This is a genomic window from Streptomyces pseudogriseolus, from assembly GCA_002154585.1.
GTDB lineage: Bacteria > Actinomycetota > Actinomycetes > Streptomycetales > Streptomycetaceae > Streptomyces > Streptomyces pseudogriseolus.
Genome location: MUNG01000119.1, coordinates 1 through 15964, shown reverse-complemented (window position 1 = coordinate 15964; position 15964 = coordinate 1). Strand labels below are relative to the sequence as shown.

The window sequence follows — 15964 nt, the reverse complement described above, 5'->3', positions numbered from 1 at the left end:
GCGGTCCGTACGGGGTCGGTGGCGCGCTGGGCACCGACCCCGTACGGACCGCGGCAGGCGTGACGGCCCTCGCCGTCGCCGCCGCGGGCGGTACCTGGCTCCTGCATCGCCGGGCGAGAGGCGACGGGATCTGACGGGCATCCTCCGCTGCCCGTCCCGCAGGTACCGCACGTCCCCTCCCCCTCCGGGTCCGACGCCCCTCGCGGCCCGGAGGGGGGCACGGGGACACGACTCGAGGTGAGGTCACCGCATGGGCGACAGGGTCCGCCGGACCGGGAGTCCGGGCAACGCGGCGATAGCCGCGGTCACGGTGTGCGCCCTGTGCGCGGGGGCCGTGCTGCTGCGGGACGGGCGGGGCGACGCCCCGCCGCAGCCGTCCGCCGCGCAGGCCCACTCGGAACTCGACGCGCACGGCCCGGCGCGGTCCTCGGCGCCCGCGCTGCCGCCCTCGCCGCCCGACCGGGTGCGCATCCCCGCGATCGGCGTGGACGCGCCGCTGACCGGACTCGGGCTGACCCCGGCCGGCTCCCTCGACGTCCCGCCCGCCGACCGGCCCGACCTGGCCGGCTGGTACGAGGCCGGCACCACCCCCGGCGAACGGGGCACCGCCATCGTCGCGGGCCACGTCGACAACGCAGACGGCCCGGCCGTCTTCTACTCCCTCGGCGCCCTGCGCAAGGGCAGCACGATCGAAGTGGACCGCCACGACGGGACGGTCGCCGTCTTCACGGTGGACGCCGTCGAGGCGTACGACGCCCGCGACTTCCCCGACGCCAAGGTCTACGGCGCCGCGGCCCGCCCGGAACTCCGCGTCATCACCTGCGGCGCGGGCTACTCCCCCACGACGGGCTACCGCGGCAACGTGGTGGTCTACGCCCACCTGACGGGGACACGCTGAGCCTCTCCGCAGCCTGCGCTCACCGCCGACGGCCACCAAGGTGCCGGCGACTGTCGCACGCCTGCCGACTGCGGGCAGTCGTGCCGCTGGGGCGATGGGGGTACCTCCCACTCGAGCGAAGCCGAGAGTGGGGGAGGGTGGGCGCAGGCGGCACCCCTCAGCGGGCCCGCGCCGCACCCCCGTACGGCCACCGGGGTGCCGGGAGCTGTCGCACGCCGGGTGCGGGCCGCGCGGGGCTGGTCGCGCAGTTCCCCACGCCCCTTACGGGGCGCCCTCCGCTTCAGCCCGACGACCCACCCGGGCAGGGCTCCGTGTCCGGGACGACCAGGAGGACCACCGGGTACGAGGTGATCTGCTGGTTCGCCCCCGGCCTGCTGTCGCAGATGCGCCACGCCTGAGGGTCCACCATCTCCCGCTTCTTCCCCGTCGCGTCCTCGAAGCGGACCTGCGAGCCGTCCATCTGTTCCTGCGCCCGCAGCGCGTTGCCGCCGACGACGTCGGGCATCACGGCGGTGACGGGCCGGGCGGCGTCCGAGGCGGGCGTGGACTCCGCCGGAAGCGCCACCCGGTCGGGCTCGACGTTCGTGCCGCAGGCGGCGGCAGCCGCGCAGACGGCCGCGGCGGCGAGGAAGGCTCTCAGCGGTGCGGTGACCGTGGGTCTGGTGATGGCCGTGCCCCTCGTTGAGGTGATCATGTCCGGCTCAGTATCCCCACCGGAAGCCCCCGGCCCTACCCCACCCACTGCTCGTACGCCATGTTCGCCACCAACGCGAACACCACCGTCAGCAGGACCACCCGCACGAACCCGCTCCCCCGCTTCAGGGCGGTGCGGGCGCCCAGCATGCCGCCCGCGAGGTTGAACACCGCCATCAGCGCCCCGAGCTGCCACAGCACCGCGCCCTGCCAGGCGAACATCGCCAGCGCGCCGGCGTTGGTGCAGCAGTTGACGATCTTGGCGGTGGCGGAGGCGGTGACCAGGTCGAGGTGGAGCAGGGCGGTGAGCGCCAGGACGAGGAACGTGCCGGTGCCGGGGCCGATCAGGCCGTCGTAGAAGCCGATGCCCAGGCCGGCCAGGCCGATCGCGGCGAGGATCTGCCGACGGGTCGCCGGGCCGGGCGCGGGCGCGGCGCCGAAGGCGGGCCGCAGGATGACGAAGGCGGCCACCGCCAGCAGCACCACCATGATCACCGGCTTGAGCACCTCGGTGCTCATCCCGGCCGCGAGGAACGCCCCGCCCGACGACCCGGCGAGGGCGGCCAGCCCGATCCGCACCGCCGTCCGCACGTCCACCGGCGCCTTGCGCGCGTACGTCACCGCCGCGCCCGTGGTGCCGACGATCGCGACCGCCTTGTTGGTGCCGAGCGCGTGCGCGGCCGGGGTGCCGGCGGGGAGGCCGAGCAGCAGGGCGGGGAGGAGCAGCAGCCCGCCGCCGCCCACCACGGCGTCGATCCAGCCGGCGGCGAGCGCGGCCACGCAGAGCAGGACGACCGTGGTCAGCGATATGTCGGGCATGGCCGCGAGCCTATGGAGGCGGTAGATGCTGCGTCCATCAAGATGAGCGTTTGTTGAGGTTGAGCTCATCGAGCTCGACTCACGGCCTGGCCTCAGTCTTGCCTCACAGCCTCGCCACGCAACCTCGCCTCACACCCGCCCCGCGACCTCCTGCGGAAGCCTCACATCCCGCGCCCACGGCCGCTGAGGGCAGCGTTCCGCGCGGGAAACAGAAGGGATGCCACCGGGTAACACCCGCCCCGCACGCTCAGGGCATGACCTCGAACGAGCGTGTGGTGGTGATCGGCTCCGGCCTCGCGGGCGTACGTCTCGCCCGGCGGCTCGGCGAGCTGGGCACGCCCGTGACGCTGATCGGCGAGGAGGAGCACCCGCCGTACAACCGGGTGCTGCTCGCCGAGGTGCTCGCCGGGCGCTACCGGCCCGAGGTGATCGCCCTGCCCGCCCCCGCGGAGCTGGTCCGCGCCCGGGTCACCGGCATCGACCGGGACCGGCGGACCGTGGTGTGCGCGGACGGCGCGGAGATCGCCTACGGGCGGCTGGTGCTGGCCACCGGCTCCAACCCCGTCCTGCCGCCGCTGCGCGGCCTGTTCACGGCGGACCACGAGCTGCCCGAGGGCGTGCACGCGTTCCGCACCCTGGACGACTGCCTGGGCCTGTCCGCCGCGGTGCGGCCGGGTGTGCGGGCCGTGGTGATCGGCGGCGGGCTGCTCGGCGTGTCCGCGGCCCGCGCGCTGGCCGTGCGCGGCGCGCAGGTGGTCCTCGCCCAGCAGTCGGAGCGGCTGATGGAGCGCCAGCTCGACCCGGCCGCCTCCGCGCTGGTCCGGCGCCATCTGACCGGGCTGGGCGTGGAGGTGCACACGGAGTGCCGGGTGCGGGACGTGCGCTGCGTCGGCGGCGCGGTCCGCTCGGTGGAGATGGCCGACGGCTACGCCCTGGACGCCGATCTGGTGGTGCCGGCCTGCGGGGTGCACCCGAGGGTGTCCCTCGCGCAGGCGGCGGGCCTGGACGTGGCCAAGGGCGTCGTCGTCGACGACGAGCTGCGCACCTCCGACCCGTACATCCACGCGGTCGGCGACTGCGTCCAGCACGCCGGCACCGTCTACGGGCTGGCCACCCCGGCGCTGGAGCAGGCCGACGCGCTCGCCGCCCTGCTCGCCGGGGACACCGCCGCCCGCTACACCGGCACCCGCTCGCTCACCCGGCTCACCCTGACCGGCCCGGACAGCCCCTTCGACCTGGCCGCGTTCGGCGAGACCGAGGTGCTGCCGGGCGACGACGTGGTGCAGCTCGCCGACGCCACCCGGGGCACGTACCGCAAGGTCGTGGTCCGCGACGACCGGCTGGTCGGCGGGGTCCTGGTCGGCGAACTCGGCACCGTCGGCGCGCTGGCGCGCGCCTGGGAGGGAGCAGAGCCGCTCCCGTCCGACGGCGGGCCCCTGCTCCACCTGCTCACCAACGACGGAGGCTCCTGATGCCCGCGGACACCTCGACCACCTCGACCATCGTGCTCGTCGGCCACGGCATGGTCGGCCAGCGCTTCCTGGAGGCGCTCGCCGAGCGCGGCCTGACCGCCACGCACCGCGTGGTCGTGCTGTGCGAGGAGCCGCGTCCGGCGTACGACCGCGTGCAGCTCACCTCGTACTTCTCGGGGCGCACGCCCGAGGACCTGTCGCTGACGGACCTGGCGTTCATCGAGGAGCACGGCATCGAGCTGCACCTCGGCGACCCGGCGGAGAGCGTCGACCGCGAGGCGCGGACGGTGACCGCCCGCTCGGGCCTGGTCGTCGGCTACGACGTGCTGGTGCTGGCGACCGGCTCCTACCCGTTCGTGCCGCCGGTGCCGAACAAGGACGCCGAGGGCTGCTTCGTCTACCGCACGATCGAGGACCTCCTCGCGATCGAGGAGTACGCGCGGAGGTCCACGACCGGCGCCGTGGTCGGCGGCGGTCTGCTCGGCCTGGAGGCGGCAGGCGCGCTCAAGGGCCTCGGACTCACCTCCCACATCGTGGAGTTCGCGCCGCGACTGATGCCGGTCCAGGTGGACGAGGGCGGCGGCGCGGCGCTGCTGCGCACCATCGAGGAGATGGGCCTGACCGTCCACACGGGCGTCGGCACGCAGGAGATCGTGGTCGGCGAGGACGGCGCGGTCACCGGCATGAAGCTGTCGGACGGTTCCGAACTCGCCACCGACCTGGTGGTGTTCTCCGCCGGTGTCCGCCCCCGCGACCAGCTGGCCCGCGACTGCGGACTGACGGTCGGCGAGCGCGGCGGCATCACCGTCGACGAGCAGTGCCGCACGGTCACGGACCCGCACGTGTTCGCGATCGGCGAGTGCGCGCTGGCCGCCGACGGCCGGGTGTACGGCCTGGTCGCGCCGGGTTACGAGCAGGCGGAGACGGCCGCGGCGGCCATCGCCGGGGACGCGTCCGCGTTCACCGGCGCCGACCTGTCGACCAAGCTGAAGCTGCTCGGCGTGGACGTGGCGTCCTTCGGCGACGCGCACGGCGCCGCCGAGGACTGCCTGGACGTCGTCTACTCCGACTCCCGCGCGGGCCTGTACAAGAAGCTGGTGATCGGCCGGGACGGCAGGCTGCGCGGCGGCATCCTGGTCGGCGACGCGGAGGCGTACGGCACGCTGAAGGCGTTCACCGGTTCCGTCCCGCCGGTTTCGCCGGAGTCGCTGGTGCTGCCGGCCGGCGCCGGGGCGCCCGTGCAGCTCGGCCCGTCCGCGCTGCCGGACGACGCGATCATCTGCTCCTGCAACAACGTCCGCAAGGGCACGATCCGCGAGGCCGTCACCGAGCACCGGTGCACCACCGTGCCCGAGGTGAAGAAGTGCACCAAGGCCGGTACGACGTGCGGCAGTTGCGTCAAGGTCCTCGGTCAGCTGATCAACGCCGAGCTGGAGGCGAGCGGCGTCGAGGTCGACAAGGGCCTGTGCGCCTGCTTCTCCCAGACCCGCGAGGAGCTGTACGAGATCGTCCTCGCCCTGCGCATCACCTCCCACCGGGAGCTGCTGGACCGCTACGGCCGTGAGGAGGCGCGCGGCGGTGACGGCTGCGAGGTGTGCAAGCCGACGGTCGGCTCGATCGTCGCGTCCCTGGCGCCCGCGATCGGCGCGAGCACGTACGTGCTGGACGGCGAGCAGGCGGCCCTCCAGGACACCAACGACCACTTCCTGGCGAACCTGCAGAGGAACGGCTCGTACTCGGTGGTGCCGCGGATCCCCGGCGGGGAGATCGCGCCCGAGAAGCTGATCGTGATCGGTGAGATCGCCCGTGACTTCGGCCTCTACACGAAGATCACCGGCGGCCAGCGGATCGACATGTTCGGCGCGCGGGTCGAGCAGCTGCCGTCGATCTGGGCCCGCCTGGTGGACGCCGGCTTCGAGTCGGGCCACGCCTACGGCAAGTCGCTGCGCACGGTGAAGTCCTGCGTGGGGCAGACCTGGTGCCGTTACGGCGTGCAGGACTCGGTGCGCATGGCGATCGACCTGGAGCTGCGTTACCGGGGGCTGCGCTCCCCGCACAAGCTGAAGTCGGCGGTGTCCGGCTGCCAGCGCGAGTGCGCGGAGGCCCAGTCGAAGGACTTCGGCGTCATCGCCACCGCGAACGGCTGGAACCTGTACGTCGGCGGCAACGGCGGCGCCACCCCGCGCCACGCCGACCTGCTGGCGCAGGACCTCTCGGACGCCGAACTGATCCGTCTGATCGACCGGTTCCTGATGTTCTACATCCGCACCGCCGACCGCCTGGAGCGCACATCCACCTGGCTGGAGCGCGTCCCCGGCGGCCTGGACCACGTACGGGACGTCGTCGTCCACGACTCGCTCGGCATCTGCGACGAGCTGGAGTCGCTGATGGCCGCCCATGTCTCCCACTACCGCGACGAGTGGGCCGAGACCATCAACGACCCGGAGAAGCTGGCCCGGTTCGTATCCTTCGTCAACGCCCCGGACACCCCCGACCCGGTGGTCGCCTTCGTCCCCGAACGCGACCAGATCAAGCCGGACCTGCCCCTGCTGAGCATCGGCCTGCGTCCCGCCGACGACGTCCTGGAAGGAAGCGCACAGCGATGACCCTGGCACTCGAGACGACCACCGGCCTGACCGTGCAACTGCGCCTGGCGGACGACTGGTTCGAGGTCTGCGGCCTCGACCGGCTGATCCCGGGACGGGGCGTGGCCGCCCTGCTGCCCGACGGCCGGCAGGCCGCAGTGTTCACCGACCGGGCGGGCCGCCTGTACGCCATCGACAACCGCGACCCGTTCACGGGCGCGGCGGTCCTCTCCCGCGGCCTGACCGGCACCCACCAGGGCCGCCCGTTCGTCGCCTCCCCGCTCCTGAAGCAGCGCTTCGACCTGGAGACGGGCCGCTGCCTCGACGACGACACGGTCCAGGTGAGGACGTACGAGGTCAAGGCGGCCTGAGCGGGCCGGCGGCATCCCCCTGTAGCGGAGAGCTACCCTCCGGTCACGTCACGTTCGCATCACGGGAACTCCATATCCCCGACACAACTCCCGCGCCCCAGTAGCTTCGTCAGCCTCGTACCGAGCACACGCTTTCGTCCGTCCTGGGGGGCTCCTCACCATGATCCCGTTCCGTACCTCTGCCGCCGCACTGCTCACCGCCGTCGCCCTGGCCGCCGTGCCGGCCACCGCCGTGGCCCACAGCGGCAGTCACCCGTTCGAGAACTGCACCGAGGCGTACGAGAACGGGTACAGCAACATCCCCGAGGGCGACAAGCACTACGGCGAGCACCTCGACCGGGACGGCGACGGCGTGGGCTGCGACCAGCCGCCCGCGGACTTCGTGCCGCACGAGGAGAGCGACGACGACGGCGCGGGCGCCGAAGCCGGCGGCGGCGCGGAGGAGAACGGCGGCGGCACTGACCTCGCCGAGACCGGCGGCAGCGACACCACGCCGTACATCGCGGCGGGCGGCGCGGCCGTCGTGCTGCTCGGCGGAGGCCTGATGATCGCCGCCCGCAAGCGCCGCGAGAACCGCTGACCCACCCCGAGGGGGCCGGACGCCTGAGCGTCCGGCCCCCTCGGGCTTGCAGCCCCGCTTGCCCTTACGGCACCGCACACACCCGCGCCATCCGGCCACGGCCGCCGGCAACGCCCAGCCCACCGCCTTGGCGTCCCCGTTCCGAGCCGCCCGCGAGCCCCGTGCGACCGCCCTGACCTGGCCTGCTCGGCCCAACGGCGTGAAGTAGCCCCTCCGTTCGTGGCCTTGCACCACGGTTTCGTCACATCACGTTCACATCACAGGTCACCCGTGACCCTCCGCAGCGCCCCCGAACCGCCAGTAACTTCGTCACGCCACATCCGGCCATCGGCAACCCGCACTCGGATATGGGGGCATTTGCCATGCACCTGACACGGTATTTCCTCACCACCCTCGCCGCCCTCACCCTGGCCGCCCTGCCCGCCACCGCGTCGGCCCACGACGGGAACCACCCGTTCAAGACCTGCGCGGAGGCGTACGACAACGGCTACGCGAAGATCTCCAGCGGCGACGACCACTACGGTCCCGCGCTGGACCCCGACGGCGACGGAGTCGCCTGTGACGAGCCGCCCGCCGGCTTCATCCCCCGCGACGACACCGAGGTCGACGGGGCCACGACTCCCGTCGCCGACACCACCCCGGCCGCCACGAGCGACGCCGCCGGGTCGGACGACGACCTCACGACGTACGTGATCATCGGCGTCTCCGCCGTGGTCCTCGTCGGAGGCGCCGTACTGGTCGTCTCCCGCCGCCGCGCCGCCTGAGCGCCCCACAGGGCGCGTCGCGCGTACGACGGAACACGACGTGGCACACGACGGAAGGGGCGGCACCCCCGCACGGGTGCCGCCCCTCCTTCGTGATCCGGAGCCGTCGCCGATCGGTGAGGGTGGTCGGGTGACAGACGACGGCTCCGGGGTCAGCGTGCCCCGGAGGGCTCAGCGGTGGTCGCTGCCCGCCGCGGTGACGGCGGCGCGGCCGGCCTCCAGGCGGGCCACCGGGATGCGGAACGGGGAGCAGGAGACGTAGTCCAGTCCGACCTCGTGGAAGAAGTGGACCGACTCCGGGTCGCCGCCGTGCTCGCCGCAGACGCCGAGCTTCAGGTCGGGCCGAGTGGCGCGGCCCGCCTTCGCGGCGGACTCCACCAGGGAGCCCACGCCGTCCTTGTCGATCGTCTCGAACGGCGACACCCCGAAGATGCCCTTCTCCAGGTAGGCCGTGAAGAAGCTGGCCTCCACGTCGTCCCGGGAGAAGCCCCACACCGTCTGGGTGAGGTCGTTGGTGCCGAAGGAGAAGAACTCGGCGGCCTCCGCGATCTGACCGGCGGTCAGCGCGGCGCGCGGCAGCTCGATCATCGTGCCGATGGCGAGCTTCAGCCGGGTGCCGGTGGCCTCCTCGACCTCGGCAATGACCTTGTCGGCCTCCTCGCGGACGATCTCCAGCTCCTGCACCGTGCCGACGAGCGGGATCATGATCTCCGCGCGCGGGTCGCCCTTGGCGTTCCGCCGCTCGGCCGCGGCCTCCGCGATGGCCCGCACCTGCATGGTGAACAGGCCCGGGATGACCAGGCCGAGGCGTACACCGCGCAGGCCCAGCATCGGGTTCTGCTCGTGGAGGCGGTGCACGGCCTGGAGCAGCCGCAGCTCGTTCTCGTGCGGCTCCTGCCGGGACTCGGCGAGGGCGACGCGAACCGACAGCTCGGTGATGTCGGGCAGGAACTCGTGCAGCGGCGGGTCGAGCAGCCGGATGGTGACGGGCAGGCCGTCCATCGCCTCGAACAGCTCGACGAAGTCCTTCTTCTGCAGCGGCAGGAGGGCCTTCAGCGACTCCTCGCGCTCCTCCTGCGTGTCGGCCAGGATCAGCCGCTCCACCAGCTCGCGCCGGTCGCCGAGGAACATGTGCTCGGTGCGGCACAGGCCGATGCCCTGGGCGCCGAAGCGGCGGGCGCGCAGCGCGTCCTCGGCGTTGTCGGCGTTGGCCCGTACCCGCAGCCGGCGCTTGCGGTCGGCGAAGGCCATCATGCGGTGCACGGCCTCGACCAGCTCGTCGGCGTCGTCGGCGCCCGGGTGCATCCGGCCCTCGAAGTACTCCACGACCGGGGACGGCACGACCGGGACCTCGCCCAGGTAGACCTTGCCGGACGAGCCGTCGATGGAGACGACGTCGCCCTCCTCGACGACGTGCCCGCCGGGGACGGTCATCCGGCGGCGCTTGGTGTCGACCTCCAGCTCCTCGGCGCCGCAGACACAGGTCTTGCCCATGCCGCGGGCGACGACGGCCGCGTGGGAGGTCTTGCCGCCGCGCGAGGTGAGGATGCCCTCGGCGGCGATCATGCCGTCCAGGTCGTCGGGGTTGGTCTCGCGGCGGATCAGGATGACCTTCTCGCCGGAGCGCGACCACTTCACGGCGGTGTAGGAGTCGAAGACCGCCTTGCCGACCGCGGCGCCCGGGGAGGCGGCGATGCCCCGCCCGACCTGCTCCACCCCTCCCCCGCCGCGGGCGTACCCGTCGTCGAAGCGCGGGAACATCAGCTGGGCGAGCTGCGCGCCGTTGACGCGGGTGAGCGCCTCGGCCTCGTCGATCAGCCCCTGGTCCACCAGCTGTGTGGCGATGCGGAAGGCCGCGCCCGCGGTGCGCTTGCCGACGCGGGTCTGGAGCATCCACAGCCGGCCGCGCTCGATGGTGAACTCGATGTCGCAGAGATCCTTGTAGTGGTTCTCCAGGGTCTCCATGATCTGCATGAGCTGGTCGTACGACTTCTTGTCGATCCGCTCCAGCTCGGCGAGCGGCACGGTGTTGCGGATGCCCGCGACGACGTCCTCGCCCTGGGCGTTCTGGAGGTAGTCGCCGTAGACGCCCTGGTGGCCGGAGGCGGGGTCGCGGGTGAAGGCGACGCCCGTGCCGGAGTCGGGGCCGAGGTTGCCGAAGACCATGGAGCAGACGTTGACGGCGGTGCCCAGGTCGTGCGGGATGCGCTCCTGGCGGCGGTAGAGCTTGGCCCGGTCGCCGTTCCAGGAGTCGAAGACCGCCTTGATGGCGAGGTCCATCTGCTCGCGCGGGTCCTGCGGGAAGTCCCGGCCGCACTCGGTCTTGACGATCTTCTTGAACTTGGTGACGAGCTTCTTGAGGTCGGCGGCCTCCAGCTCGGTGTCCACCATGACCTTCTTGGCCGCCTTGGCCGCCTCGAGCGCGTCCTCGAACAGCTCGCCGTCCACGCCGAGGACGGTCTTGCCGAACATCTGGATGAGGCGCCGGTAGGAGTCCCACGCGAACCGGTCGTCGCCGGCCTGCTCGGCCAGGCCCTGCACGGACTTGTCGGAGAGGCCGATATTGAGGACGGTGTCCATCATGCCGGGCATGGAGAACTTGGCGCCGGAGCGGACCGACACGAGGAGGGGGTCGTCGGCCTGGCCGAGCTTCTTGCCCATCCGCTGCTCCAGCGCGTCGAGGTGCGCACTCACCTCGTCACGCAGTGCCGCCGGCTCCTCGCCGCTGTCCAGGTAGACCTTGCAGGCCTCCGTGGTGATGGTGAAGCCGGGTGGCACGGGGAGACCGAGGTTGGTCATCTCGGCGAGGTTGGCGCCCTTGCCGCCGAGCAGGTCCTTGAGGTCTTTGTTGCCCTCGGTGAAGTCGTAGACGAACTTCACGCTCTCAACGCTCGTGCCCGACTGAGCTACGTGGGGATCTTTGTTTTCCGACACGGGTCTCGACTCCTCGAGGACGCGGTGGCTGCCCTGACGGCGAGGAATGTACCCAGATCAAAGGCGTCTGGGTACGTCCACTTGTGCGTCGTGCGCCTGTCATCGGCCGAGCGCCAGCGGATCGAAAGTCAAAGCTTGGCAAGCCGTCGGCGCCCGGTGTTTTCACTTCTTGAACGCGGAGCACCGTCCGGAACCGGTTGCGGTGCTCATGTGAGCGTCCTGAACCACGTTTGATTTCGCCCGATGAACGATCATCGAGTGGCACTGAGTGCCATCCTTAGAGTAGTGCAGCCTCCCATGATCCGCTCATCTGAGCGCGACACCTATCAGGGGTGGCGAGAATCACGCTGCCACATGACGCCCGGTTCCACCATGCGGACCCGGGCGACGGACCCTCCGGCCCGACGGGACGGACGCATCCGAGCCGGTGGGACGAACGCCCAGCCCGGTGGGATGAACGCTCCGGCCCGGCCGCCCGTACCGACTGGAGGCGGATCCGGACCCCCACGCCGGATCCGCCTCCCGCCTCACCGGTTTCGGTACGGAAGGAACCTCCGGGTTGCCTGTCTACACTCGCGTCCTCACGCGCCTGCGCGCCCTCCGTGTTCCCATGCGCCCGCGGGACACACGTGTCCTCAAGCGCCTGCGCGACGCACGCGACGCACATCCCTCCGCCGACCGCGCCCTGCGTCTGACGGGGCACGTCCTCGCCGCCGTCCTGGTGCTCGGCGCCCTGCTGATGCCGAACACCGCGCCGGGCCTGCGCCCCGACCGCTTCACCCGCATCCCCGCCGAGGCGATCGTCGGGGCGGTCCTGCTGCTCGCCCTGCCGCGCCGGCCGCGCGTGATCTTCGCCGCGCTCTACGGGGCGGCCCTCGGCGTGCTCACCGTGCTCAACCTGCTGGACATCGGCTTCACCGAGTATCTGGGACGCGGCTTCAACCTGGTCCTCGACTGGGGCCTGCTGGACGACGCCCTGTCCTACGTGCGGGACTCCATGGGCGGCTTCGTCGCCGACGCCGCCGCCGTCGGGGCGGTGCTGCTCGCCCTGCTCCTGGTGGTCGTCATGGCGCTGGCCACGGTGCGGCTCGGCGACGTGCTGGCCCGGCACCGCACCCGCGCCGGCCAGGGCGCCCTCGTCGCCGGCACCGTGTGGATCACCTGCGCCTCGCTGGGCCTGCAGATCTCGGGACTGCCGGTCGCCTCCGACCGCGCCGCGGACACCGTGCGCGGGCAGGCGCGGCGGGTGGTGGACACCCTGCGCGACGAGGCTGCCTTCGCCAAGGAGGCCCGGACGGACCCCTTCGGCGCCACCCCGCCGAACCTGCTCCTGCCCGACCTGCGCGGCAAGGACGTCGTGATCGCGTTCATCGAGAGCTACGGCCGGGTGGCCATGGACGACCCGCTGATCGAGCCCGGCGTCGGCCGCACCCTCGACTCCCGGGGCGCCGCGCTCGCCAGGGCCGGCTACCAGGCGCGCAGCGGATGGCTGACCTCGGCGACGTACGGCGGGAGCAGCTGGCTCGGGCACTCCACCAGCCTGTCCGGCCTGTGGATCGACAACCAGCAGCGGTACCGCACCGCCACCAACAGCGACCGGCTGACCCTCACCGCCGCCTTCCGCAAGTCCGGCGCGTGGGACACCGTCGGCATCATGCCGGGCGTGCAGAAGACCTGGCCGGAGGCGGAGTGGTACGGCCTGGACACGGTGTACGACTCCTCCGAGATGGGCTACAAGGGCCCGAAGTTCAGCTGGTCCACGATGCCGGACCAGTACGCCCTGGAGGCGTTCGAGCGCCTGGAGCACGGCAAGAAGCGAAAGCGGCCGCTGATGTCGGAGGTCATCCTGACCTCCAGCCACCAGCCGTGGGCGCCGGTCCCGGAGATGATCGACTGGGAGGACCTGGGCGACGGCTCGGTCTTCGACGCGATCGAGGAGGACGGCCGGGAGGCCTCCGAGGTGATGGCCGACTCCACCGAGTCCCGCAAGGAGTACGGCAGGTCCATCTCGTACTCGGTGACCGCCCTCACCGAATGGCTGGAGCGGTACGGCACCGACGACACCGTGGTGGTGTTCCTCGGCGACCACCAGCCGATCGCCCGCGTCACCGGGCACACCAAGAACCGGGACGTGCCGGTGACGATCGTCGCCAAGGACCCGAAGGTGCTGCGGGCGATCGACGATTGGCGGTGGACGCCGGGGCTCCGGCCCGCCGACGACGCGCCCGTGTGGAAGATGGACGCCTTCCGCGACCGCTTCCTGACCGCCTACGGTTCGGTGCGCCGGCCCACCAAGGGCTGATCAGCCGCCGGAGGTGTCCAGCTCGGCGTCCTCGCCGACGCCCGCGCAGTCGTAGGGGTCCTTCAGCCAGCCGTCCGGCAGCACCACGCGGTTGTTGCCGGACGTACGGCCGCGGGGGCCGTCGGCGCCGGCCGGCCAGGGCTGGTCCAGGTCCAGCTCGTCGAGCCCGGCCCGCAGCTCCTCCAGCGTGGAGGTGACCGCGAGCCGCCGGCGCATCTCGGAGCCGACGGCGAAGCCCTTCAGGTACCAGGCGACGTGCTTGCGGAAGTCGATGACCCCGCGCGACTTGCCCGCCCGTCTCCCGCCACCACCCTCAACGGTGGCCCTCCGGGCCTCCCCTTCTGTTCCGATCCACTCCCCGAGCAGGGTGGCGTGCCGCACCATCACGTCGGCGACCTCGCGCAGGGTGGGCCGTACGAAGTCCTCCGTGCGGCCCTCGAAGGCCGCGACCAGGTCGGCGAAGAGCCACGGCCGGCCGAGGCAGCCGCGGCCCACGACCACGCCGTCGCAGCCGGTCTCGCGGACCATGCGCAGGGCGTCGTCGGCGGACCAGATGTCGCCGTTGCCGAGCACCGGAATCTCGGGGACGTGCTCCTTGAGGCGGGCGATGGCGTCCCAGTCGGCGGTGCCGCCGTAGTGCTGGGAGGCGGTGCGGCCGTGCAGCGCGATCGCGGTGACGCCCTCCTCGACGGCGATGCGGCCGGCGTCCAGGTAGGTCAGGTGGTCGTCGTCGATGCCCTTGCGCATCTTCATGGTGACCGGCAGGTCGCCGGCGCCGGCGACGGCCTCGCGCAGGATGGCGCGCAGCAGGTTCCGCTTGTAGGGCAGGGCGGAGCCGCCGCCCTTGCGGGTCACCTTGGGCACCGGGCAGCCGAAGTTGAGGTCGATGTGGTCGGCGAGGTCCTCCTCCGCGATCATGCGGACGGCCTTGCCGACGGTCGCCGGGTCGACGCCGTACAGCTGGATGGAGCGCGGCTGCTCGGACGCGTCGAACCGGATCAGCTGCATGGTCTTCTCGTTGCGCTCGACCAGCGCCCGGGTGGTGATCATCTCGCTGACGAACAGGCCTTTTCCGCCGGAGAACTCCCTGCACAGGGTGCGGAAGGGCGCGTTGGTGATCCCGGCCATGGGGGCGAGCACGACGGGCGGTTGCACGGCGTGCGGGCCGATGGACAGCTTCGTGTTCACGGTCGGCGAGGCAGTGGGCATTCCCCCATTGTCCCGCATCCCGCGGGGCGCTCGGCACAATGATCGTGTATCAGTCATTAGTTAGCCGCACTATCGACATGGGCGTACGATGGCGCACATGCCCGAGCTCAGCCATGGCCGCCGCATGCTGGTGCTCGCGATCTGCTGCATGAGCCTGCTGATCGTGAGCCTGGACAACACGGTCCTGAACGTCGCCCTCCCCTCCCTCCAGCGGGAGCTGGACGCGAGCACCTCGGGGCTTCAGTGGACCATCGACGCGTACACGCTCGTACTGGCCTCGCTGCTGATGCTGGCCGGCTCGACCGCCGACCGGATCGGCCGCAGGCGGGTGTTCATGGCCGGCCTGGTGGTCTTCACCCTGGGCTCGCTGCTGTGCTCGCTCGCCCCGGACCTGAACTGGCTCGTCGTGTTCCGCATGGTGCAGGCGGTGGGCGGCTCGATGCTCAACCCGGTCGCCATGTCGATCATCACCAACACCTTCACGAACCCTCGTGAGCGCGCCCGTGCGATCGGGGTGTGGGGTGCGGTGGTCGGCCTGTCGATGGCCGCGGGGCCGCTGGTGGGCGGGGTGCTGGTGGACTCGGTCGGCTGGCGCTCCATCTTCTGGGTCAACCTGCCGGTCGGCCTCGCCGCGCTGCTGCTGACCTGGCGTTTCGTCCCCGAGTCGCGCGCACCCCGGGCCCGCCGGCCCGACCCGGTCGGCCAGGTCCTGGTCATCGCCCTGTTCGGCTCCCTCACCTACGCGATCATCGAGGCCCCGCACGGTACGTGGCGCTCCACGGCGCCCTTCGCCGCGCTCGCGCTGATCGCCCTCCTGTCGCTGCTCCGCTACGAGCCGCGCCGCCCGGAACCTTTGATCGACCTGCGCTTCTTCCGCTCGGCGCCGTTCAGCGGGGCCACGGTGATCGCGGTGAGCGCCTTCGCGGCGCTGGGCGGGTTCCTGTTCCTGTCGACGCTGTACCTGCAGAACGTGCGGGGGCTGAGCGCGCTGGAGGCGGGGCTGTGGATGCTGCCGATGGCCGTCCCGACGTTCCTGTGCGCCCCGCTGTCCGGCCGGCTCGTCGGCAGCCGGGGGCCGCGGCTGCCGCTGCTGTTCGCGGGCGGGGCGATGACGGTGAGCGGGCTGCTGTTCGCCCTCTTCGAGGCGGAGACGTCCAACGCGACGCTGGTCGTGGGTTACGTCCTCTTCGGCGTCGGCTTCGGCCTCGTCAACGCGCCGATCACCAACACGGCGGTCTCGGGCATGCCCACCGACCAGGCCGGGGTCGCCTCGGCGGTGGCCTCCACCAGCAGGCAGCTGGGGCAGACGCTGGGGGTGGCGGTGCTCGGTGCGGTGC

Annotated in this window: 12 protein-coding genes; 8 read left to right on the top strand and 4 right to left on the bottom strand. The window is 72.1% G+C overall.

Going from position 1 to position 15964, the window contains the following annotated elements; genetic code table 11:
- Positions 1 to 250 precede the first annotated feature (250 nt).
- A complete protein-coding gene (locus CCN29_RS12540; RefSeq protein ID WP_006129671.1) occupies positions 251 to 898 on the top strand; it encodes a class F sortase in 648 nt (215 codons plus the stop codon).
- A gap of 280 nt (positions 899 to 1178) precedes the next feature.
- Here CCN29_RS12540 and CCN29_RS12535 read toward each other — a convergent pair whose 3' ends face one another.
- Positions 1179 to 1592: a hypothetical protein gene (locus CCN29_RS12535; protein ID WP_086681756.1), complete on the bottom strand. Its 414-nt coding sequence runs from the start codon at positions 1590 to 1592 to the stop codon at positions 1179 to 1181.
- Between the two features lie 35 nt (positions 1593 to 1627).
- Positions 1628 to 2410: a sulfite exporter TauE/SafE family protein gene (locus tag CCN29_RS12530; protein ID WP_006129669.1), complete on the bottom strand. Its 783-nt coding sequence runs from the start codon at positions 2408 to 2410 to the stop codon at positions 1628 to 1630.
- Positions 2411 to 2664: 254 nt separating this feature from the next.
- Here CCN29_RS12530 and CCN29_RS12525 point away from each other — a divergent pair, with 254 nt between their 5' ends.
- The 5 genes from CCN29_RS12525 to CCN29_RS12505 all read left to right on the top strand — a co-directional run bounded on the left by CCN29_RS12525 (position 2665) and on the right by CCN29_RS12505 (position 8182).
- Complete coding sequence (locus CCN29_RS12525) at positions 2665 to 3882, top strand: NAD(P)/FAD-dependent oxidoreductase (RefSeq protein WP_086681753.1); 1218 nt, start codon at positions 2665 to 2667, stop codon at positions 3880 to 3882.
- Positions 3882 to 6488 (top strand): nitrite reductase large subunit NirB, encoded by a 2607-nt coding sequence (gene nirB, locus CCN29_RS12520; protein ID WP_086681750.1) that lies wholly within the window; start codon positions 3882 to 3884, stop codon positions 6486 to 6488. Before CCN29_RS12525 ends, nirB begins: the two co-directional genes overlap by 1 nt.
- On the top strand, positions 6485 to 6838 hold the full coding sequence (gene nirD, locus CCN29_RS12515) for a nitrite reductase small subunit NirD (protein WP_006129666.1): 354 nt from the start codon (positions 6485 to 6487) through the stop codon (positions 6836 to 6838). Before nirB ends, nirD begins: the two co-directional genes overlap by 4 nt.
- A gap of 160 nt (positions 6839 to 6998) precedes the next feature.
- Positions 6999 to 7418, top strand: coding sequence for an LAETG motif-containing sortase-dependent surface protein (locus CCN29_RS12510; RefSeq protein ID WP_031062823.1), 420 nt, complete (start codon positions 6999 to 7001; stop codon positions 7416 to 7418).
- Positions 7419 to 7780: 362 nt separating this feature from the next.
- A complete protein-coding gene (locus tag CCN29_RS12505; RefSeq protein WP_031062821.1) occupies positions 7781 to 8182 on the top strand; it encodes an excalibur calcium-binding domain-containing protein in 402 nt (133 codons plus the stop codon).
- A gap of 171 nt (positions 8183 to 8353) precedes the next feature.
- On the opposite strand, the gene ppdK is transcribed toward CCN29_RS12505, so the two are convergent.
- Positions 8354 to 11116 carry a pyruvate, phosphate dikinase gene (gene ppdK / locus CCN29_RS12500; protein WP_086681747.1) on the bottom strand — a complete coding sequence of 921 codons (2763 nt, stop codon included), beginning with the start codon at positions 11114 to 11116 and terminating at the stop codon, positions 8354 to 8356.
- A 610-nt stretch (positions 11117 to 11726) separates the two neighbouring features.
- Here ppdK and CCN29_RS12495 point away from each other — a divergent pair.
- Positions 11727 to 13418, top strand: coding sequence for an alkaline phosphatase family protein (locus CCN29_RS12495; RefSeq protein WP_228678884.1), 1692 nt, complete (start codon positions 11727 to 11729; stop codon positions 13416 to 13418).
- Here CCN29_RS12495 and dusB read toward each other — a convergent pair whose 3' ends face one another.
- Positions 13419 to 14627 carry a tRNA dihydrouridine synthase DusB gene (dusB, locus tag CCN29_RS12490; RefSeq protein ID WP_086681744.1) on the bottom strand — a complete coding sequence of 403 codons (1209 nt, stop codon included), beginning with the start codon at positions 14625 to 14627 and terminating at the stop codon, positions 13419 to 13421. It lies immediately after the preceding gene.
- A 97-nt stretch (positions 14628 to 14724) separates the two neighbouring features.
- Here dusB and CCN29_RS12485 point away from each other — a divergent pair.
- Positions 14725 to 15964, top strand: a 1240-nt coding sequence (locus tag CCN29_RS12485) for an MFS transporter (RefSeq protein WP_086681759.1), incomplete at its 3' end; no start/stop codon positions are given.